An 18,261-nucleotide genomic window follows, 5' to 3' on the forward strand; every position below is an offset into this window, starting at 1 on the left:
AAGGAAAAGCTGCCGCCGGGCCAGGCGGCCATCACAGTTTCCCCGCCTATCTGTGCCTTGTTTCCGCGCCTCCGGGCGGGTGTGATGGCCCCCGCCACGCGTGCCGGCCACCGCCCACGCCCATGACAACAAAACCCGGAGGTCCCCGATGACCCCAGCCTTGCAGCCCGGCGCCCGTGCGCCTGGATTCTCCCTTGTCGCCTGTGCCTGTGACCCGTCGGCCTCGGCGCGCATCCCTGTCAACGCGAATCGTCGTGCCCGACCGCTCCCTGCCTGGGGGGAGGTGCCGCCCGACGCCCGCTGAAAGGTTCACCCGCCTTGCCATTCCGCCGCGCCACAAGCGCTGCGGGTCCGATTTCCGTCACGACAACAATCAAAAGGTGACGCCATGCACGACACGCAATCCCAGGGCACGCTCAAGCGCGGCCTGAAGAATCGCCATATCCAGCTGATCGCCCTCGGCGGCGCCATCGGCACCGGCCTGTTCCTCGGCTCGGCCGGGGTGCTCAAGTCCGCCGGCCCGTCGATGATCCTCGGTTACGCCATCTGCGGCTTCATCGCCTTCCTGATCATGCGTCAGCTCGGCGAGATGATCGTCGACGAGCCGGTGGCCGGCTCCTTCAGCCATTTCGCCCACAAGTACTGGGGCGGCTTCGCCGGCTTCCTCTCCGGCTGGAACTGCTGGGTGCTGTACATCCTGGTGGGCATGTCCGAGCTCACCGCGGTGGGCAAGTACATCCACTTCTGGTGGCCGGAGGTGCCCACCTGGGCGACGGCCGCGGTGTTCTTCGTGGTGGTCAACGCCATCAACCTGGCCAACGTGAAGCTGTTCGGCGAGGCCGAGTTCTGGTTCGCCATGATCAAGGTGGTGGCCATCGTCGGGATGATCGTGCTCGGTTGCTGGCTGCTGTTCAGCGGCTCCGGCGGCGAGCAGGCGACCGTGTCCAACCTCTGGGCCCATGGCGGCTTCTTCCCCAATGGCATCGGCGGCCTGGTGATGGCCATGGCCTTCATCATGTTCTCCTTCGGGGGCCTGGAAATGCTCGGCTTCACCGCCGCCGAGGCCGAGAAGCCCGGCCAGGTGATCCCCAAGGCGATCAACCAGGTGATCTGGCGCATCCTCATCTTCTATGTCGGTGCCCTGGTGGTGCTGCTCTCCCTGAGCCCCTGGGATGCGCTGCTGGCCAGCATCAACAGCGCCGGCGACCCCTACAGCGGCAGCCCCTTCGTGAAGATCTTCGCGCTGATCGGCAGCGACGCCGCCGCGCACCTGCTGAACTTCGTGGTGCTCACCGCCGCGCTCTCGGTCTACAACAGCGGCACCTACTGCAACGGCCGCATGTTGGTGGGCCTGGCGGAGCAGGGCGATGCGCCGAAATCCCTGGCCCGCGTGGACAAACGCGGCGTGCCGGTGCGTGCGCTGGTGGTCTCGGCCCTGGTGACCTTCCTCGCCGTGGTGGTGAACTACGTGGTGCCGCACAACGCCCTGGAGCTGCTGATGTCGCTGGTGGTGGCGGCGCTGGTGATCAACTGGGCGATGATCAGCTACTCGCACCTGAAGTTCCGCCAGCACAAGGACCGCGAAGGCATTCCCACCGCCTTCCGCGCCTTCTGGTCGCCCTTCGGCAACTGGCTGTGCCTGGCCTTCGTGGTCTTCATCCTCGGCGTGATGCTGCTGATCCCCGGCATCAAGGTGTCGGTCTATGCGATCCCGGTGTGGCTGCTGGTGATGTGGGGCTGCTACCGCCTGAAACTGTCCAGCGCGGCCCGTGCCAAGCAGGCCTACGCCGCGGGCTGATCCCGCCTCGCGTCATCCGGGCCCGGCCTCAGCGCCGGGCCTTTTTGCGGGTGCCGAACGCCGCCGTGGCGCCGCGCGGGGCGATCTGCGAGCATGTCGCGCCGCCTGTCCATGGAGGGCGCATCCGCAATGATCTTCGGTCCCGATCCCACCTTCATCCTGATCTTCGGCATCGCCGTGCTGCTGGCCGTTCTGTCCGTGCCCGGGCTGCTGGGCCTCGGGCTGGCGCTGGCCTTGCCGCGCTCGCGGCGCCACGTGCTGGCGCGGCCCTGGCGCTATGGGGTGCTGGGCGTGCTGCTGCTGGGGTTCGCCGTGCTGGGCGTGCTGATGCTCTGCGAGGAGCGGCGCATGGAGGCGGAGATGCAGGCCGAGCACGATGCCCTCAACCCGCGCCTGGAGCGTGACCTGCAGCTGGGTGAACTGGTCTTCCCGGCGGGCAGCCAGGTGCGCCTGGACACCTTCGAGCCGCTGGACTGGCAGGACCAGCCGCGGCCCCACGGCCTGGAGAGCCTGATCGAGGCCTGGCTGCCCCAGCCGCAACCGGTGCTGGGGCTGGAGGTGGATGCCTTGGAGCTGCCGCTGCACCACTACTTCTCGCGCCTGCGCCTGGCCCGCGACAGCCAGGTGGACGGCTGGCCCTGCGCCGGCAACGACTGGGTGGAATACCGCCGTGAGGTCGAGGAGCGCCTGCAGCCATCGCGCTGGCACTTCGACCGTTGTCCGCTGGTGCCCGGCAGCCGCCTGCTGGGCGTCGACTGGCCCCTGGGTAGCCAGGTCTATCGCACCGGCCCGGGCTGGACCCTGCGGGTGTCCAACAGCGCCGGCCCCCAGGCGCTGGAAGGCATGAGCCTGCTGGAACTGAGCCTGGTGCTCGACGCCGACCGCGCGCTGCAGCGCTGGGACGGCCGGCTGGCCGAGCCCCACGCCCTGGGCGACTGGGACTACCCGGCCGGCACCCGCGTGCGTCACCTCGATGACCAGCGCCTGCTGCTGAGCCCCACCCGCGACGCGCCGGCACGCAACCGGGTGGACGGCGAGCAGGTGGACTTCGGCCGCTCCATCGTCCAGGCCCGCGACGGGCGCGAACTGGGGCGTGAAAGCAACGAGCGCATGGGCGTGATCGACGTCTGGGAGTGACGGCCTACGGTCGACGCCCCAAGGGACGTCGGCACTATCCGAATCCCCCCTCGCATCCTGTGTATCTCCCGGCCTTGTCCCGCCGGGCACGGCCTGTATGGTGGTCCGTCGCCCCGGGGAGGAAGCCACAAGGAGTACTCACATGAAGCTTGCTCTGCAATTCGACGCATCCGTCGGCATCAACGTCCTGCGCCAGGTGATCCAGGCTGCTGGCGACAACACCACCATTACCTTCAACGCCGCCCATGGCCTGGACGTCGGTGATCTGCTGTCGGTGGTCAGCGCGGCCGGCAGTGACAAGCAGCTGGTGCTGGCCTTCGATGGCGCCCGGCTGACGCCGCGCAACCTGCAGCAGGCCACCAGCTTCGCCGGCGAGAAGACCGCCATCCAGATCGGTAAGGGCCAGGAGGTCAACACCAGCGCCTTGCTCGCGGTGATCAACGCCGCCGGTGACGGCAAGCAGGTGCGGGTGGCCTTCAACGGCGCCCAGGCCGACGACGAGGCGCTGCGCCAACTGGTGGACGCAGCAGGTCGCCAGGTCGGCATCGACATCAACGCCGGGCACGCGGTGCCCATCGATCGCCTGCTGGGCATCATCGACGCGGCGGCCAAGGAGGGTGGGCTGGGCGTCGAGTTCAACGGTGCGCAACTGCTGGAGGCCAACATCCTCCAGGCCGTCGAGCGTGCCGGTGGCAGCACCGGTATCGGCATCAACTCCGCCCAGGCGGTGCAGGAAGAAACCCTGCAGGCGGTGATGCAGGCGGCGGGTGACGGCACCCACCTGGGCCTGTCCTTCCACGGTGGGCAGCTCGATGACAAGGGCCTGCTGGCGGCCATCGAGGCGGCGGGCACCAACACCCATATCCAGGTCAACACGGCCCAGGCGATGGGGGCGGGCGCGCTGCTGCTGAGCATCAACGCCACCGGCAATACCAAGCGCTTCAGCGTCGAGTTCAACGGCGCCGAGCTGCCTTTCGGCAACCTGCAGCAGGCGGTGGAGGCGGCGGGGATCAACACCGCCATCAGCGTCAACACCGCCCAGGCCATGGACCAGAAGGCGCTGCACGCGGCCATCGAAGCCGCCGGCGACCTGAAGCGCCTGGACGCCCAGTTCAACGCCATGCAAATGCCGGCGGAGAGCCTCGGCCAGCTGGTGGACGCGTCCGGCAGCCGTGTCGTGCTCACCCTTGCCGCAGCCCAGGCGGTGCCGCTGCCGACCCTGCTGGAGGTGGTACAGGCCGCCGGCTAAGCTCTCTTTACGCAGCGCCTTAACGACCAGGCCGCCTTCGGGCGGCCTGGTCGTTTTCGGTTTTCAGTATGTAGGTCGGGTGCAACCCGGCGGCAGGGTGCATCGGGGCTCGCGGGTTTCACCCGCCCTACGAGGTTGTGCCTCGGCCTTTCGCGAATGAATTCGCTCCCACAGAAAGGAGGCTCGGTCACACCTGGAAGCGTGCCACCGATGTCTGCATGGCGGTGGCGACCTGATCGAGGCGCTGGGCGGAGTCGGCCAGCTCGTGCATGGCTTCGGTGTTCTGCCGCGACATGCGGGCGATCATTTCCACCCGGTGGGCCACCTCGCTGCTGGCCTTGGATTGCTCGCCGATGGTCTGGGAGATCTCTTCCACCACTTCGGCGGCGCGGTGAGCGCCGTCGCGGATCTCGCTGATGGAAGTACCGGCCTGGGTGGCCAGGGAGACGCCGTCGTTCACCCGCGTGACTCCGGTCTGCATGCTGCTCACCGCCTGCTCGGTGCTCTCGCGGATGCGCTCGATCATGCTGGTGATTTCCTGGGTGGACTGGGCCGTGCGCGCGGCGAGGTTGCGCACCTCGTCGGCCACCACGGCGAAGCCCCGTCCGGCCTCGCCGGCCCGTGCCGCCTCGATGGCGGCGTTGAGGGCCAGCAGGTTGGTCTGTTCGGCGATGCTTTTGATCACCTGGATGATGGAGTGGATTTCCTCCGAGGAACGGCCCAGCGCGGTAATGGTGTTGGACGAGCTGTTCACCGCGTCGGCGATGCGGTTCATGCCGTCGACCACGCCGAGGATCACCTGCCCGCCATTGCTGGCCAGGCCTTCGGAGTGGGCGGAGATGCCTTGGGCATTGCGCGCGTGGTCGGCGATCTGGGCGATGTTGGTGATCATCTGCTCCATCGCCGCCGCCATGCTGGTGGCGCTGTCGGCCTGCTCGCTGGCGCCATGGACGATGCCGCGCGAGGTGTCGCTGAGGCTGTGGGCGGTGCCGCGCAACTCTTCGCTCTCGTGGCGGATGGCGGTGATCATCTGCCGCAGGTTGTTCTGCATGTCCGCCAGGGCCTGTTGCAGTTGCCCGGCTTCGTCGTGGCTGTCGACGCTGATGGTGTGGCGCAGGTTGCCCTGGGCGATGGCGCGGGCGGCGGCGACGGTTTTTTCCAGCGGGCGCAGCACGGCGCGCATCAGTTGCCCGGTGGCCAGGCACAGCACCAGGCAGACCACCAGGATGCCGCCGACAAGCCACATGGCGGCGCGGCTCACCGCGGCTTCGCTGTCGTCGCGCGCCTCGGTGGCGTGGGCTTCGATCATGCTGCTGAGGGCCTCGTTGCGCTCCTCGAGCTCGCCGAAGGTGGTGTTGAAGGCGGGCAGTTCGGCGCGCGCCGCGGCCGAGTCGCGCAGGGCGTGTTCGATGATCTTCTCGGCGGCGCCTATGTACGCCTCCAGGGCTGGCTGGGAGTCGGCGATGGCGCGCTTGATGTCGGCACTCAGGGGCAGGCGGGCGTTCTCGCCCATGGCCTTGCGGAACCACTCGCTGTGTTCCTTGAGGTCCTGGCGCACCTGGTCGGCGGCAGCGCTGTCGCCGGGTTGCGCGACGAAGGCGGCGAGCACATCGGCGCGCAGGGCGTCGTGCATCATGTCGCCTTCCAGGTGGTTGCGCAGGGCGCTGACGCTCAACTCGTTTTCCGCCAGGGCGTCGGCGAGGCGGGTCTGGCCCCAGAAGCCGATGCCGCCGAGCAGGGCGGCGGCGATGACGCTGATGGCTCCCGAAGCCACCATTTTCTGGCGAATGTTCATGCCGCTCCTCCCTTGGCGCTGGCTGGCTGCTAAAGCGTAGCCCAGCGCCGCCGGAAGGCATCAGGGCGTGCGTTGCAGCCCGGCGGCCCATTCCGCCAGCGGCACCTCGCGGTCCTGGTGCCAGACGCGCTGCCAGAGCAGCTCCAGCTGTTCCAGGTCGCCACGCCCGGCGGGTAGGCGCTCGGTGATCGCCGGCAGCACCCAGTCCGCCCCCTCGCGCCGGGCAAGGATGAAGCGGAACGGGTGGTAGCCGGTGAAGCCCAGGCGCAGGTCGGTCACCACCAGGGCGTCGCCCACCTGGTCGAAGCGCAGCACGCCGTCGGTGAACCAGGCCAGCCGCGCGTACTGCGGTGATGCTTTCAGCTGTTCGGCCAGGGCGGTGCCCCGGGGCAGGCTCACCAGTGCGGGCGGGGCCTGGTCGAACCAGCTCACCAGGGCTTCGTGGTAGCGCTCGCCGTCCAGCACCGTGACCCGCCAGAGCAGGCTGTTGAACGGCGCCGGCGAGGCGAACAGCGCTTCTGCCTGGATGCCCTGGCGGGCCAGCTCGGCCTCGACCCTCTGCTCGGCCATCCATTTGCCGGCAACGGTGAAGGCCAGGTAGAGGCTGGACAGCGCCAGTGCCAGCAGCGGCCCGCGCGGCGCCTTGCCCTGTGGGCTGGAGACCAGCCCGGCGAGCACCGCCAGCAGCAGGGGCAGGGTGTAGAGCGGGTCGATGATGAACACGCTGGACCAGGCCGTGGGCGGCGGCGTGAACGGCCAGAACAGCTGGGTACCGTAGCTGGTGAAGGCGTCGAGCAGCGGGTGGGTGACCAGCACCAGCCACAGGGCGAGGAACAGCCGTCGCCCCGAATAGGCCGGGTTCGGCCGCCAGCGCCGCAGGGCCAGGGTCAGCACCAGCGCCAGCAGGGTGAGCACCGGCAGCGAGTGGCTGAAGCCGCGATGGCGGGTCATCACGTCCACGGCGTCCTGGTAGCGGATCAGCACATCGAGGTCCGGCAGGGTCGCCAGGGCCGCGCCATAGAGCAGCGCCTTGCGCCCTTGCCAGCGGCCCAGCACCGCCGTTTGCACCGTCGCGCCCAACACCGCCTGGGTGATCGAATCCATCGCTGCTCCCCTTCGAGACAAGGCGCCTAAATTAGGGGCTCGCCACGGAGGCGGGAAGTGGCGGGGCAGGGCGATTGGTAAGTTTGTGTGAGCGCGGTGGTGGCCGGATCGGGCGCGGCGGCGAGCTTTCACCGGGCGGCGGCGCTATCCTGTCGCTCTTTCCGCTATTCCGGCCCGTGCCATGTTGCTGATCTCCAACAGCGTCCACCTGCCCGACGATGAAATCGAGCTGACCGCCATCCGCGCCCAGGGCGCCGGCGGGCAGAACGTCAACAAGGTGTCCAGCGCCATGCACCTGCGCTTCGACATCAACGCCTCGTCGCTGCCGCCCTTCTACAAGGAGCGCCTGCTGGAGCTGCGCGACAGCCGCATCACCAGCGAGGGCGTGATCGTGATCAAGGCCCAGCAGTACCGCACCCAGGAGCAGAACCGCGCCGATGCCCTGGAGCGCCTGGCCGAACTGATCCGCAGCGCCGGCAAGGTGGAGAAGAAGCGCCGCCCGACCCGGCCGACCCTGGGCTCGAAGACCCGCCGCCTGGACGGCAAGTCCAAGCGCGGGGCGATCAAGGCCGGGCGGGGCAAGGTGGACTACTAGCCTCCTGCTTCTCCGCGCCGTTCGCTTGCCGGGCGTCCGTTTCGGCACCGAGGGGCGCTGCACGACCAAAGCCGTCTGTTCAGGCCACCACCTGTTGCGCAAGGATGTGTCTATCCCGGGCCTTTGCCCGAACCGCCGCACAGGAGAACGAGATGACTGCCCCGAAGCTATTGCACGTCGGCCCGCTGACCGAGCGATTCAACCAGCGCCTGGCCGCCGAGCACGAGGTGGTGCGCCTGTGGGCCCAGCCCGATGCGGACGCCTTTCTCGCCGAGCAGGGCGCGGCCTTCGATCTGGTGGTCACCTCCGCGCGCTTCGGCTGCACGGCGGCGATGCTGGAGCGCCTGCCCAACGTCCGCGCCATCTGCAGTTTCGGCGTGGGCTACGACTCCATCGACATCACGGCGGCCAAGGCGCGGGGCGTGCAGGTGAGCAACACGCCGGACGTGCTCAACGATTGCGTGGCGGACCTGGCCCTGGGGTTGATCCTCGACACCGCGCGGCGACTCTCCGCCTCCGACCGCTTCGTGCGCACCGGTGCCTGGGTGGCGGGCAACTACCCGCTGGGGCGCAAGGTCAGCGGCAAGCGCCTGGGCATCGTCGGGCTCGGCCGGATCGGCAAGGATGTGGCGCGCCGCGCCGCCGGTTTCGACATGGAGGTGCGTTACCACAACCGCCGCCCGGACCCGAGCAGCCCACTGGGCTACGAGGCGGACCTGAAGGCGCTGGCCACCTGGGCCGACTTCCTGGTGCTGACCTGCCCGGGCGGTGCCGCCACCCACCACCTGATCGACGCCGCCGTGCTGCGCGCGCTGGGGCCGCAGGGCATCCTCATCAATGTCGCCCGTGGCTCGGTGGTGGATGAAACCGCGCTGGTGGCGGCGTTGCAGGAGGGCAGCCTGGGTGGCGCGGGGCTGGATGTGTTCGAACAGGAGCCGCGCGTGCCTTCAGCCCTGTTCGAGCTGGACAACGTGGTGCTGCTGCCCCACGTCGGCAGTGCCACCGAGGAAACCCGGCTGGCGATGGAGGAGCTGGTGCTGGCCAACGTGCGCGCCTTCCTCGATAAGGGCGACGTGCTGACGGCGGTGTGAACCCTCCCCTCGGGTAGGAGGAGGGGTGAGGAGGGGAAAACGTGGTTCAGCAGACCCGGGCGATCGCCTGCGCCAGGTCGCTCAGCCGCGAGGCATCCAGGCCGGCGACGTTGGCGCGGCCGCTGCTGACCATGTAGACGCTGGACTCGCTGCGCAGCCGTGCCACCTGCTCGGCGCTCAGGCCGGTGTAGGAGAACATGCCGCGCTGCTGGGCGATGTGGGCGAAGCGTTCGGCCAGGCCGTGGGGCGCCAGGGCTTCCACCAGGCCGGCGCGCAGTTCGGCGACGCGGCGGCGCATGGCTTCCAGTTCGTCCAGCCACACGGCCTTCAGCTCGGCGTCACCAAGGATGGTGGCGACCACGGCGGCGCCGTGGTCCGGCGGGGTGGACCAGAGGTTGCGGGCGATGAAGGCCAGCTGGCTGCGCACGTCGACGAGGGTGTCGGGCGTGGCGGCGCAGACGACCAGGGCGCCGGTGCGTTCGCAATACAGGCCGAAGTTCTTCGAGCAGGAGCTGGTGATCAGCACGTCCGGCAGCGATTCGGCGAACAGGCGCACGGCCCAGGCGTCTTGCTCCAGGCCATCGCCGAAGCCCTGGTAGGCGAAGTCCAGCAGCGGCAGCAGGCGGCGCGCCTTGACGATTTCCAGCACCCGTTGCCAGTCGTGGCGGCCCAGGTCGAAGCCGGTGGGGTTGTGGCAGCAGGCGTGCAGCAGCACCACGTCCCCTTCGGGCACCTGTTCCAGGGCGGCGAGCATGGCTTCCAGGTCGAGGCGGTTGTCCGCGCCGACATAGGGGTAGTGGTGCACGGCCAGGCCGCTGGCGGCGAACAGGGTTTCGTGGATCGGCCAGGTCGGGTCGCTGACCCAGATGCCACGGCCCGGCAGGCAGCGGGCGATGAACTCCGCCGCCAGGCGCAGGGCGCCGGTGCCGCCCGGGGTCTGGGTGACGCCGGCACGCTGGCCGGCCAGCAGCGGCGAGCCGGCGCCCAGCACCAGCTCGCCCAACAGGCGGCCGAAGGCGGCATCACCGTGGCCGCCGATGTAGGTCTTGGTGCGCTGCACTTCCACCAGGCGTTGCTCGGCGAGCTTCACCGCGCGGGGGATGGGGGTCAGGCCCTGGCTGTCCTTGTAGACGCCCACGCCCAGGTCGATCTTGGCCGGGTTGGGGTCCTGGCGATGGGCTTCGATCAGGCCGAGGATGGGATCGCCGGGTACGCGCCCGACCGGGGCGAAATGGCTCATTTGCGGCCCTCGGCGCTGGCGGCCACTCCGTCGGTGCGGGCGGCCATGATGAAGTCGTTGCGGTGCAGGCCCTTGGCTTCGTGGCTCCACCAGGTGACGGTGACCTTGCCCCACTCGGTGAGCAGGCCCGGGTGGTGGCCTTCTTCCTCGGCGATGGCGCCCACGGCGTTGGTGAAGGCCAGGGCGTAGCGGAAGTTCTTGAAGCGGTAGACCTTCTCCAGCTGCATGATTCCGTCGCGGACTTCGATGTTCCAGTCGGGGATCTGCTTGAGCAGTTCGGCCAGTTCGGCCTCGGGAACCTTGGGCGCGTCGGCGCGGCAGGCTTCGCAATGGGCTTGGGACAGTGCGGTCATGGGGGTCTCCAGATAGAGGACTGGTCGGCTGGCGCGGCGGGTGGCGCCAACCGGCGAATAAGGGCTCAGGCCGCCTTGGGCTTGGGCGGGAATTTGGGCGCGTGCAGGCCGAGGGTCATGGCCTGGCGCACCAGCGCCATGATGTCCTCGTGGGCCAGCTCGAACAGGCGCTTGAGGTCCGGCAGCACGAAGTAGAGCGGCTGCAGGATATCGATACGGTACGGCGTGCGCATGCACTCCAGCGGGTCGAAGGCCTGGTGTTCGGGCGCGTCGGAAAGACTGTAGACGGTCTCCTTCGGCGAGGAGAGGATGCCGCCGCCATAGATACGCCGGCCCTGGGCTGTTTCCACCAGGCCGAACTCGATGGTCATCCAGTACAGGCGGGCGAGGTAGACGCGCTCTTCCTTGGTGGCCTTGAGGCCGAGCTTGCCGTAGGTGTGGGTGAACTCGGCGAACCAGGGGTTGGTCAGCAGCGGGCAGTGGCCGAAGATCTCGTGGAAGATGTCCGGCTCCTGCAGGTAGTCCAGTTCTTCCGGGGTGCGGATGAAGGTGGCCACCGGGAACTGCTGGCTGGCCAACAGCTCGAAAAAGGTCTGGAAGGGGATCAGGGCCGGTACCCGGGCGACGCGCCAGCCGGTGGCGGCCTGCAGCACCTGGTTGATCTCGCCCAGCTGGGGAATGCGGTCATGGGGGAGGGCGAGGCGTTCGATGCCGTCCAGGTACTCCTGGCAGGCGCGCCCTTCGACCACCCTCAACTGGCGGGTGATCAGGGTGTTCCATACCCGGTGCTCGCTGTCCGGGTAGTGGATAAAGTCGTTCTCATCCGGCTCGCGGGCCACGTATTGCGAGGTTTTCATTCGGCCTCCTGGGGCGGGGCTTTGTTGTTGTGTTAGGCCATGGATAACCCGGTTCGTTGCCCTGTGCAGCCGGGCGGCAAGGAGTGGCAGGGGCGCGGTGGCGGCGTTTCCGTAAAGAAATGTTTACGATTTGGCGAGGGCTAGGCGGAGTCATCTTGCTGGTGGATGGATTCGTCACATATTCTTGACGGAAAAATCGGGCAGGACGCTGATTTTCAGTGCCGAGCCCCAGACAAAAACCCGTTTCCGGGGTGCCGCATGCGTATCAAAGTCCATTGCCAGAATCGCGTAGGCATCCTGCGCGACATCCTCAACCTGCTCGTCGACTACGGCATCAACGTCAACCGTGGCGAAGTCGGCGGCGACCAGGGCAACGCCATCTACCTGCTCTGCCCGAACCTGATCAACCTGCAGCTGCAGTCCCTGCGGCCGAAGCTGGAGGACATCCCCGGCGTGTTCGGCGTCAAGCGCGTGGGCCTGATGCCCAGCGAGCGCCGCCACCTGGAGCTGAACGCGCTGCTCGGCGCGCTGGAGTTCCCGGTGCTGTCCATCGACATGGGCGGCTCCATCGTCGCCGCCAACCGCGCCGCCGCGCAGCTGCTGGGCGTGCGGGTGGACGAGGTGCCGGGCATCCCGCTATCGCGATATACCGAGGATTTCGACCTGCCGGAGCTGGTGCGGGCCAACAAGGCGCGCATCAACGGCCTGCGGGTGAAGGTACGCGGCGATGTGTTCCTCGCCGATATCGCGCCGCTGCAATCCGAACACGACGAGAGCGAGGCCCTGGCCGGTGCGGTGCTCACCCTGCACCGCGCCGACCGCGTGGGCGAGCGCATCTACCACGTGCGCAAGCAGGAGCTGCGCGGCTTCGACAGCATCTTCCAGAGTTCGCGGGTGATGGCCGCCGTGGTGCGCGAGGCGCGGCGCATGGCGCCCCTGGACGCGCCGCTGCTGATCGAGGGCGAGACCGGTACCGGCAAGGAGCTGCTGGCCCGCGCCTGCCACCTGGCCAGCCCGCGCGGGCAGTCGCCCTTCATGGCGCTGAACTGCGCCGGCCTGCCGGAATCCATGGCCGAGACCGAGCTGTTCGGCTACGGCCCGGGGGCCTTCGAGGGCGCGCGGCCGGAGGGCAAGCTGGGGCTGCTGGAGCTGACCGCCGGCGGCACGCTGTTCCTCGACGGCGTGGGCGAGATGAGCCCGCGCCTGCAGGCCAAGCTGTTGCGCTTCCTCCAGGACGGCTGCTTCCGCCGGGTGGGCAGCGATGAGGAGGTGTACCTGGACGTGCGGGTGATCTGCGCCACCCAGGTGGACCTGTCCGAACTCTGCGCGCGGGGCGAGTTCCGCCAGGACCTGTACCACCGCCTCAACGTGCTGTCGCTGCACATCCCGCCGCTGCGCGAATGCCTGGACGGGTTGCCGCCGCTGGTGGAGCACTTCCTCGACTCGGCCAGTCGGCAGATCGGTTGCGCCTTGCCGCGGCTGGCGCCCCAGGCCCTGGAGCGCCTCGGCCACTACCACTGGCCGGGCAACGTGCGGCAACTGGAGAACGTGCTGTTCCAGGCGGTTTCCCTGTGCGAGGGCGGCACGGTCAAGCCGGAGCACATCCGCCTGCCGCACTACGGCGCGCCGCAGCCCCTGGGGGATTTCTCCCTCGACGGCGGGCTGGACGCCATTCTCGGGCGCTTCGAGAAGGCGGTGCTGGAATGCCTGTTCGCCGACCACCCCAGCAGCCGCCAATTGGGCAAGCGCCTGGGGGTGTCCCACACCACCATTGCCAATAAGCTGCGCCAGCATGGCCTGGGTCGCGAGGAGGTTTAGGTTCTGTACAAAAAGTGCCTGCGCTCGGTGATGCTTCGTTAAAAACGGGATCGGAATGCTCATTTACAGCTCGTAAACTCCGCTTCCTCACCCGTTTTTACGCACTGGCGCGCGCCCTTCGGGCCAGCCTCCGGCTGTTACTCCCGTTGGTCGTTGCGCCTCGCCTGACCTTCGCTCGACGACTTTTCGTGCAAACCCTAGCTGGCTACTGCGTTTTTAGGAGGCCTGTTAGACCTTGGTGCAATGGCTGGCACGGAGACGGGAGCGTAAAAAGGGCGCTGTCTGAATCTTGCGTGATGCGGACACAAGCGTTTCTACATTCCTCTCCCGGAATGATTGATAGGGCGACCCTGAGGTCGCCCATTTTTTTGCCTGCGATTTGCCATGATCCGGGCTCCTGGATCACGCCAGCTTCAGCAAACCCATCCCCAGCACCAGCAGGCCCAGGCCGACCCAGCCCTGCCAGGCCAGGCGCTGGCCGAACAGCGCCCAACCCAGGGCGACCGTGGCGAGGATGCCGAAGCCGCCCCAGATGGCATAGGCGAGCGACAGGTCGATGCCACGCACCGCCTGGGCCAGGGCGGTGAAGGCGGCGAGTATGCAGAGGATGGAGATGGCGCCGAGCACGCGGCGGCGGAAACCGTCGGAGTACTTCAGCAGCACATTGGCCAGCACTTCCAGGGCGATGGCCAGGCCCAGCCAGGCGAAGTGGATCCAGGTCACGCCGTTCATGCCATCACCCCCTGGCCCCGGGCCGTCGATGTGGCGCGGGTGCCGGACTTGATCAGCAGGATGCCGACGATCATCACGCCCAGGCCGAGGGCCTTGGCCGGGCCCAGGCTTTCCCCCAGCCAGGCGACGCTGACGGCGGTGATCAGGACGATGCCGATGCCTTCCCACAGCGCATAGGCGACGCCCACCGGGACGCGCTTCACTGCCAGGGCGAGGAAGAAATAGGACAGGCCGATGAGCGCGTACATCAGCAGGTAGCCGAGCAGGGGCGCCTGTTCGGTGGCGAATTTCATCGAGGTGGTGCCGACGACTTCGAAGAAGATCGCCGTGAGCAGATAAATCCAGGAACGCATGGTGCCCTCCCATGGGCATGTAGGGCGCCTTACCGGCATGTCGGATGCGGGGCGGGCGCTTGGAGCGGGGCGCGGCGTTGCCAGATGGCGCAACGGGGCCGGCCATGTGCGATGGCGGTAGGGAGGGCCTAGAGATCGCCCGTCCAGTGGTTCTCGCGGGAGACCAGGCGGGCGAAGGGGAGGGAGGTGTCTTGAGTGTTCAACATAATGAACGAAATGTTAGCTTTTTGAATCGTTAACAGGCAATCGATAGGATTTGGCTAAATATTTCAGTCGTATTCAGGGGTGTTCGCTGATTGGGTAGGTTCTCATCGTCGATATCTGTTCGTTTTAGTGATCGCTCTGTGCGCTCGGCTCTGCGCCGGGGAGGCGGGTCGGAGTTGCGTGTGGACGGCTGGTTAGCATGGTCGCTCTGCATGGCATGACCCAAGGGAGCGATAGATGAACCACACCCAGAAACTGGCCGCCTTTCTCGCCGACCTGCATTCGGAGCAGTTGCCCGCCGCGGTGCTGGAGCGTACCGAAGAACTCTTCCTCGACTGGCTCGGCTCCGCCCTGGCCGCGGAAGGTGCTCACCCGGTGCCGCTGTTCGAGCGCTTCGCCGCGCGGATGGGGCCCGCTGGCGGCCCGTCGCGCATTCTCGTCAATGGCCGGGGCACCTCCGCCTGGTTCGCCGCGCTGGTGAACGCCGCCAGCTCGCACCTGATGGAGCTGGACGACCTGCACAACGGCTCGGTCCTGCACCCGGGCACCGTGGTATTCCCCGCCGCCCTGGCCGCCGCTCAGGACCTCGGCCGCAGTGGCCACGAACTGCTGCTGGCAGCGGTCGCCGGCTATGAGGCGGGCATCCGTATCGGCGAGTGCCTGGGGCGTTCCCATTACCGCCTGTTCCACACCACGGCGACCGTCGGCACCCTGGCTGCAGCGGTGGCGGTGGGCAAGCTGCTGGGCCTCGACCGAGAAGGTTTCCTGCGTGTGCTGGGCAGCGCCGGCACCCAGGCGGCCGGGCTATGGGCCTTTCTCCGCGACACCACCGACTCCAAGCAGCTGCATGCGGCCAAGGCGGCGGCGGACGGGCTGCTCTCGGCCTACCTGGTGGGCGAGGGGCTGGACGGCGCGCGCGATGTGCTCGAAGGGGCGGGCGGGTTGGCGGCGGTGATGTCCGTCGACGCCGAACCGGTGCGCCTGTCCGATCGCCTCGGCACGCGCTGGGCCCTGCTGGAAACCTCGATCAAGGTGCACGCCTGCTGCCGTCACACCCACCCCACGGCGGATGCGCTGCTGGCGCTGATGGCGCGTGAAGGCCTGGGCTTCGAGGCCATCGACCGCATCGACGCGCGGGTGCACCAGGACGCCATCGACATGCTCGGCCGGGTGGGGACACCAGCGACCGTGCACCAGGCGAAGTTCTCCATGGGCCGGGTGTTGGGGCTGGTGGCGGTGCACGGGCGTGCGGGGCTGGAGGAGTTCCGCCGCTGGTCGCTGGACGACCCGCGCGTGCTCGCCATCGCCGACAAGGTGCACCTGCAGCAGGACTCGGAGGTGGACAGCGCCTACCCGCAGCGCTGGCTGGGGCGGGTGCAGGTGCGCACCACCGATGGCCGCCTGCTCTATGGGGCCGCCGATGCCGCCCGGGGTGACCCGGAGAACCCGCTGTCACGCGTCGAGCTGGAGGACCGCTTCCGCGAGATGCTGGCCTTCGCCGGCACCCGCACGGCTACCGAGGCGGATGCATTGATCGATTGGGTCTGGCGCCTGCGTGCGTCCCGCGAGCTGGACGGGCCGATGGGCTAGCTCGCGAGCGCAGCCCCGCAAGGCGCTCTGCAGCGGCCTTCGACCATAGTCCGTATCTGGTAAGACCATGGTCGAATGGCCCTACAGGGAGGCGGGGGATACAAAAGGCGGCATACAAAAACAACTGCCCGTCGAGGTATGAACATGAGTGCTGCTTCACTGTATCCGGTGCGTCCCGAGGTGGCTGAAAAGTCGCTGACCAACGAGGCGACCTACAAGGCCATGTACCAGCAATCGGTGATCAACCCCGACGGCTTCTGGCGCGAGCAGGCTCAGCGCATCGACTGGATCAAGCCCTTCACCAAGGTCAAGCAGACCTCCTTCGACGACCACCACGTCGACATCAAGTGGTTCGCCGACGGCACCCTCAACATTTCCGCCAACTGCCTGGACCGTCACCTCGCCGAGCGCGGCGACCAGGTGGCGATCATCTGGGAAGGCGACGACCCGGCCGACCACGAGCACATCACCTACCGCGACCTGCACGAGCGCGTCTGCAAGTTCGCCAACGCCCTGCGTGGCCAGGACGTGCACCGTGGCGACGTGGTGACCATCTACATGCCGATGATCCCGGAAGCGGTGGTGGCCATGCTCGCCTGCACCCGCATCGGCGCCATCCACTCCGTGGTGTTCGGCGGCTTCTCGCCGGAGGCCCTGGCCGGCCGCATCATCGACTGCAGCTCGAAGGTGGTGATCACCGCCGACGAAGGCGTGCGCGGCGGCAAGAAGACCCCGCTCAAGGCCAACGTCGACGACGCCCTGACCAACCCGGAAACCAGCAGCGTGCAGAAGATCATCGTCTGCAAGCGCACCGGCGCGGACATCAAGTGGAACCAGCACCGCGACGTCTGGTACGAGGACCTGATGAAGGTCGCCTCCAGCCATTGCGCACCGAAGGAGATGGGCGCGGAAGACCCGATGTTCATCCTCTACACCTCCGGCTCCACCGGTAAGCCCAAGGGTGTGCTGCACACCACCGGCGGCTACCTGGTGTACGCCGCCATGACCCACGAGCGCGTGTTCGACTACCGCCCCGGCGAGGTCTACTGGTGCACCGCCGACGTGGGCTGGGTCACCGGCCACAGCTACATCGTCTACGGCCCTCTGGCCAACGGCGCGACCACGCTGCTGTTCGAAGGCATCCCGAACTACCCGGACGTCTCGCGCATCGGCCAGATCATCGACAAGCACAAGGTCAACATCCTCTACACCGCGCCCACCGCCATCCGCGCGATGATGGCCCAGGGCGACGCCGCAGTGCGCGGCGCCAGCGGCGAGAGCCTGCGCCTGCTGGGCTCGGTCGGCGAGCCGATCAACCCGGAAGCCTGGCACTGGTACCACACCACCGTGGGCAAGGAGCGTTGCCCCATCGTCGACACCTGGTGGCAGACCGAGACCGGTGGCGTGCTGATCAGCCCGCTGCCCGGTGCCACCGCGCTGAAGCCGGGCTCGGCGACCCGTCCCTTCTTCGGTGTGCAGCCGGCGCTGGTGGATAACCTCGGCAACCTGATCGAGGGTGCCGCCGAAGGCAACCTGGTGATCATCGACTCCTGGCCGGGCCAGGCGCGCACCCTGTTCGGTGACCACGACCGCTTCGTCGACACCTACTTCAAGACCTTCAAGGGCATGTACTTCACCGGTGACGGCGCCCGTCGCGACGAAGACGGCTACTACTGGATCACCGGCCGCGTGGACGACGTGCTCAACGTCTCCGGGCACCGCATGGGCACCGCCGAGATCGAGAGCGCCATGGTCGCCCACCCGAAAGTGGCCGAGGCCGCGGTGGTGGGCATCCCCCACGACATCAAGGGCCAGGGCATCTACGTCTACGTCACCCTCAACGCTGGCGAGGCGTCTTCCGAAGCGCTGCGCCAGGAACTGAAACAGTGGGTCCGCAAGGAAATCGGCCCGATCGCCTCGCCGGATGTCATCCAGTGGGCGCCCGGCCTGCCGAAAACCCGCTCGGGCAAGATCATGCGCCGCATCCTGCGCAAGATCGCCGTCGCCGAATACGACGCCCTCGGCGACATCTCCACCCTGGCCGACCCCGGAGTGGTGCAGCACCTCATCGACACCCATCGCACCATGCAGGCCGCCTGACCCGGCGCCTGCGCGCAACACCCACGCCCCGCCCCGGCCACAAGCCGCGGCGGGGCGTTTTCGTTTGGCTCTGTCGGCGTTAGTTGTTGGGGGTTTAATGCAAGCCTTCAAACACGGTGCTTTCGGGCACCAAAGAATTTCTGCCACCGCCACCGCATGGGTTTCGCTTCGCTCTACGCCATCCTACGACCGTGCGCTGGGTTACTGCGCACATCAATGTGAGGGTTCGAGCGAAGAAAGTTGGA

The 18,261-nt window shown here is 67.9% G+C and carries 15 protein-coding genes; 8 read left to right on the plus strand and 7 right to left on the minus strand.

The features are described from left to right. The first annotated feature begins 388 nt into the window (after positions 1 to 388). The 3 genes from OEJ36_RS26645 (at position 389) to OEJ36_RS26655 (ending at position 4,184) form a co-directional block, all read left to right on the plus strand. Positions 389 to 1,798, plus strand: coding sequence for an amino acid permease (locus OEJ36_RS26645; protein ID WP_021218439.1), 1,410 nt, complete (start codon positions 389 to 391; stop codon positions 1,796 to 1,798). A gap of 129 nt (positions 1,799 to 1,927) precedes the next feature. Further along, on the plus strand, positions 1,928 to 2,935 hold the full coding sequence (locus OEJ36_RS26650) for a hypothetical protein (RefSeq protein ID WP_263404074.1): 1,008 nt from the start codon (positions 1,928 to 1,930) through the stop codon (positions 2,933 to 2,935). Between the two features lie 142 nt (positions 2,936 to 3,077). After that, complete coding sequence (locus tag OEJ36_RS26655) at positions 3,078 to 4,184, plus strand: hypothetical protein (protein ID WP_263404075.1); 1,107 nt, start codon at positions 3,078 to 3,080, stop codon at positions 4,182 to 4,184. A 187-nt stretch (positions 4,185 to 4,371) separates the two neighbouring features. Here OEJ36_RS26655 and OEJ36_RS26660 read toward each other — a convergent pair whose 3' ends face one another. Both OEJ36_RS26660 and OEJ36_RS26665 read right to left on the minus strand, forming a co-directional pair. After that, on the minus strand, positions 4,372 to 5,979 hold the full coding sequence (locus OEJ36_RS26660) for a methyl-accepting chemotaxis protein (protein ID WP_263404076.1): 1,608 nt from the start codon (positions 5,977 to 5,979) through the stop codon (positions 4,372 to 4,374). A gap of 60 nt (positions 5,980 to 6,039) precedes the next feature. After that, complete coding sequence (locus tag OEJ36_RS26665; RefSeq protein WP_263404077.1) at positions 6,040 to 7,083, minus strand: metal-dependent hydrolase; 1,044 nt, start codon at positions 7,081 to 7,083, stop codon at positions 6,040 to 6,042. A 181-nt stretch (positions 7,084 to 7,264) separates the two neighbouring features. Here OEJ36_RS26665 and arfB point away from each other — a divergent pair, with 181 nt between their 5' ends. After that, positions 7,265 to 7,678, plus strand: coding sequence for an alternative ribosome rescue aminoacyl-tRNA hydrolase ArfB (arfB, locus tag OEJ36_RS26670; protein ID WP_021218451.1), 414 nt, complete (start codon positions 7,265 to 7,267; stop codon positions 7,676 to 7,678). A gap of 152 nt (positions 7,679 to 7,830) precedes the next feature. Further along, positions 7,831 to 8,769: a 2-hydroxyacid dehydrogenase gene (locus OEJ36_RS26675; protein WP_263404078.1), complete on the plus strand. Its 939-nt coding sequence runs from the start codon at positions 7,831 to 7,833 to the stop codon at positions 8,767 to 8,769. A gap of 46 nt (positions 8,770 to 8,815) precedes the next feature. Here the strand turns inward: OEJ36_RS26675 and OEJ36_RS26680 are convergent, their stop codons facing one another. The 3 genes from OEJ36_RS26680 to phhA all read right to left on the minus strand — a co-directional run bounded on the left by OEJ36_RS26680 (position 8,816) and on the right by phhA (position 11,219). Continuing rightward, positions 8,816 to 10,009, minus strand: a complete 1,194-nt coding sequence (locus tag OEJ36_RS26680) for an amino acid aminotransferase (RefSeq protein ID WP_263404079.1) — start codon at positions 10,007 to 10,009, stop codon at positions 8,816 to 8,818. Next, a complete protein-coding gene (locus tag OEJ36_RS26685) occupies positions 10,006 to 10,362 on the minus strand; it encodes a 4a-hydroxytetrahydrobiopterin dehydratase (protein ID WP_263404080.1) in 357 nt (118 codons plus the stop codon). The genes OEJ36_RS26680 and OEJ36_RS26685 overlap by 4 nt, the downstream gene beginning before the upstream one ends. A 65-nt stretch (positions 10,363 to 10,427) precedes the next feature. Then, the gene (phhA, locus tag OEJ36_RS26690; protein ID WP_263404081.1) at positions 10,428 to 11,219 is read right to left on the minus strand and encodes a phenylalanine 4-monooxygenase; all 792 of its coding nucleotides are present in this window, start codon (positions 11,217 to 11,219) and stop codon (positions 10,428 to 10,430) included. 258 nt (positions 11,220 to 11,477) lie between these two features. Here phhA and OEJ36_RS26695 point away from each other — a divergent pair, with 258 nt between their 5' ends. After that, positions 11,478 to 13,037 carry a sigma-54-dependent phenylalanine hydroxylase transcriptional regulator PhhR gene (locus OEJ36_RS26695; RefSeq protein WP_021218456.1) on the plus strand — a complete coding sequence of 520 codons (1,560 nt, stop codon included), beginning with the start codon at positions 11,478 to 11,480 and terminating at the stop codon, positions 13,035 to 13,037. Positions 13,038 to 13,439: 402 nt separating this feature from the next. On the opposite strand, the gene mdtI is transcribed toward OEJ36_RS26695, so the two are convergent. Next, positions 13,440 to 13,769 carry a multidrug/spermidine efflux SMR transporter subunit MdtI gene (mdtI, locus tag OEJ36_RS26700; RefSeq protein WP_263404082.1) on the minus strand — a complete coding sequence of 110 codons (330 nt, stop codon included), beginning with the start codon at positions 13,767 to 13,769 and terminating at the stop codon, positions 13,440 to 13,442. Next, entirely contained in the window at positions 13,766 to 14,122 is a 357-nt protein-coding gene (locus OEJ36_RS26705; protein WP_263404083.1) for an SMR family transporter, read from the minus strand. Before OEJ36_RS26705 ends, mdtI begins: the two co-directional genes overlap by 4 nt. A gap of 441 nt (positions 14,123 to 14,563) precedes the next feature. Between OEJ36_RS26705 and OEJ36_RS26710 the strand changes: the two genes are divergently transcribed. Together OEJ36_RS26710 and acs are read left to right on the plus strand one after the other, a co-directional pair. Continuing rightward, positions 14,564 to 15,916 carry an MmgE/PrpD family protein gene (locus tag OEJ36_RS26710; protein ID WP_263404084.1) on the plus strand — a complete coding sequence of 451 codons (1,353 nt, stop codon included), beginning with the start codon at positions 14,564 to 14,566 and terminating at the stop codon, positions 15,914 to 15,916. Between the two features lie 144 nt (positions 15,917 to 16,060). After that, positions 16,061 to 18,016, plus strand: coding sequence for an acetate--CoA ligase (gene acs / locus OEJ36_RS26715; RefSeq protein ID WP_263404085.1), 1,956 nt, complete (start codon positions 16,061 to 16,063; stop codon positions 18,014 to 18,016). Positions 18,017 to 18,261 lie beyond the last annotated feature (245 nt).

It is taken from the genome of Pseudomonas sp. PDM13 (assembly GCF_025685765.1).
In the GTDB taxonomy this organism is placed as follows: Bacteria; Pseudomonadota; Gammaproteobacteria; order Pseudomonadales; family Pseudomonadaceae; genus Metapseudomonas; species Metapseudomonas solani.

Bases quoted from the DNA above. Each gene is read 5' to 3' on its own strand.
- OEJ36_RS26645 (WP_021218439.1), top strand. From the start codon at position 389: ATGCACGACACGCAATCCCAGGGCACGCTCAAGCGCGGCCTGAAGAAT.
- OEJ36_RS26650 (WP_263404074.1), top strand. From the start codon at position 1,928: ATGATCTTCGGTCCCGATCCCACCTTCATCCTGATCTTCGGCATCGCC.
- OEJ36_RS26655 (WP_263404075.1), top strand. From the start codon at position 3,078: ATGAAGCTTGCTCTGCAATTCGACGCATCCGTCGGCATCAACGTCCTG.
- OEJ36_RS26660 (WP_263404076.1), bottom strand. From the start codon at position 5,979: ATGAACATTCGCCAGAAAATGGTGGCTTCGGGAGCCATCAGCGTCATC.
- OEJ36_RS26665 (WP_263404077.1), bottom strand. From the start codon at position 7,083: ATGGATTCGATCACCCAGGCGGTGTTGGGCGCGACGGTGCAAACGGCG.
- arfB (WP_021218451.1), top strand. From the start codon at position 7,265: ATGTTGCTGATCTCCAACAGCGTCCACCTGCCCGACGATGAAATCGAG.
- OEJ36_RS26675 (WP_263404078.1), top strand. From the start codon at position 7,831: ATGACTGCCCCGAAGCTATTGCACGTCGGCCCGCTGACCGAGCGATTC.
- OEJ36_RS26680 (WP_263404079.1), bottom strand. From the start codon at position 10,009: ATGAGCCATTTCGCCCCGGTCGGGCGCGTACCCGGCGATCCCATCCTC.
- OEJ36_RS26685 (WP_263404080.1), bottom strand. From the start codon at position 10,362: ATGACCGCACTGTCCCAAGCCCATTGCGAAGCCTGCCGCGCCGACGCG.
- phhA (WP_263404081.1), bottom strand. From the start codon at position 11,219: ATGAAAACCTCGCAATACGTGGCCCGCGAGCCGGATGAGAACGACTTT.
- OEJ36_RS26695 (WP_021218456.1), top strand. From the start codon at position 11,478: ATGCGTATCAAAGTCCATTGCCAGAATCGCGTAGGCATCCTGCGCGAC.
- mdtI (WP_263404082.1), bottom strand. From the start codon at position 13,769: ATGAACGGCGTGACCTGGATCCACTTCGCCTGGCTGGGCCTGGCCATC.
- OEJ36_RS26705 (WP_263404083.1), bottom strand. From the start codon at position 14,122: ATGCGTTCCTGGATTTATCTGCTCACGGCGATCTTCTTCGAAGTCGTC.
- OEJ36_RS26710 (WP_263404084.1), top strand. From the start codon at position 14,564: ATGAACCACACCCAGAAACTGGCCGCCTTTCTCGCCGACCTGCATTCG.
- acs (WP_263404085.1), top strand. From the start codon at position 16,061: ATGAGTGCTGCTTCACTGTATCCGGTGCGTCCCGAGGTGGCTGAAAAG.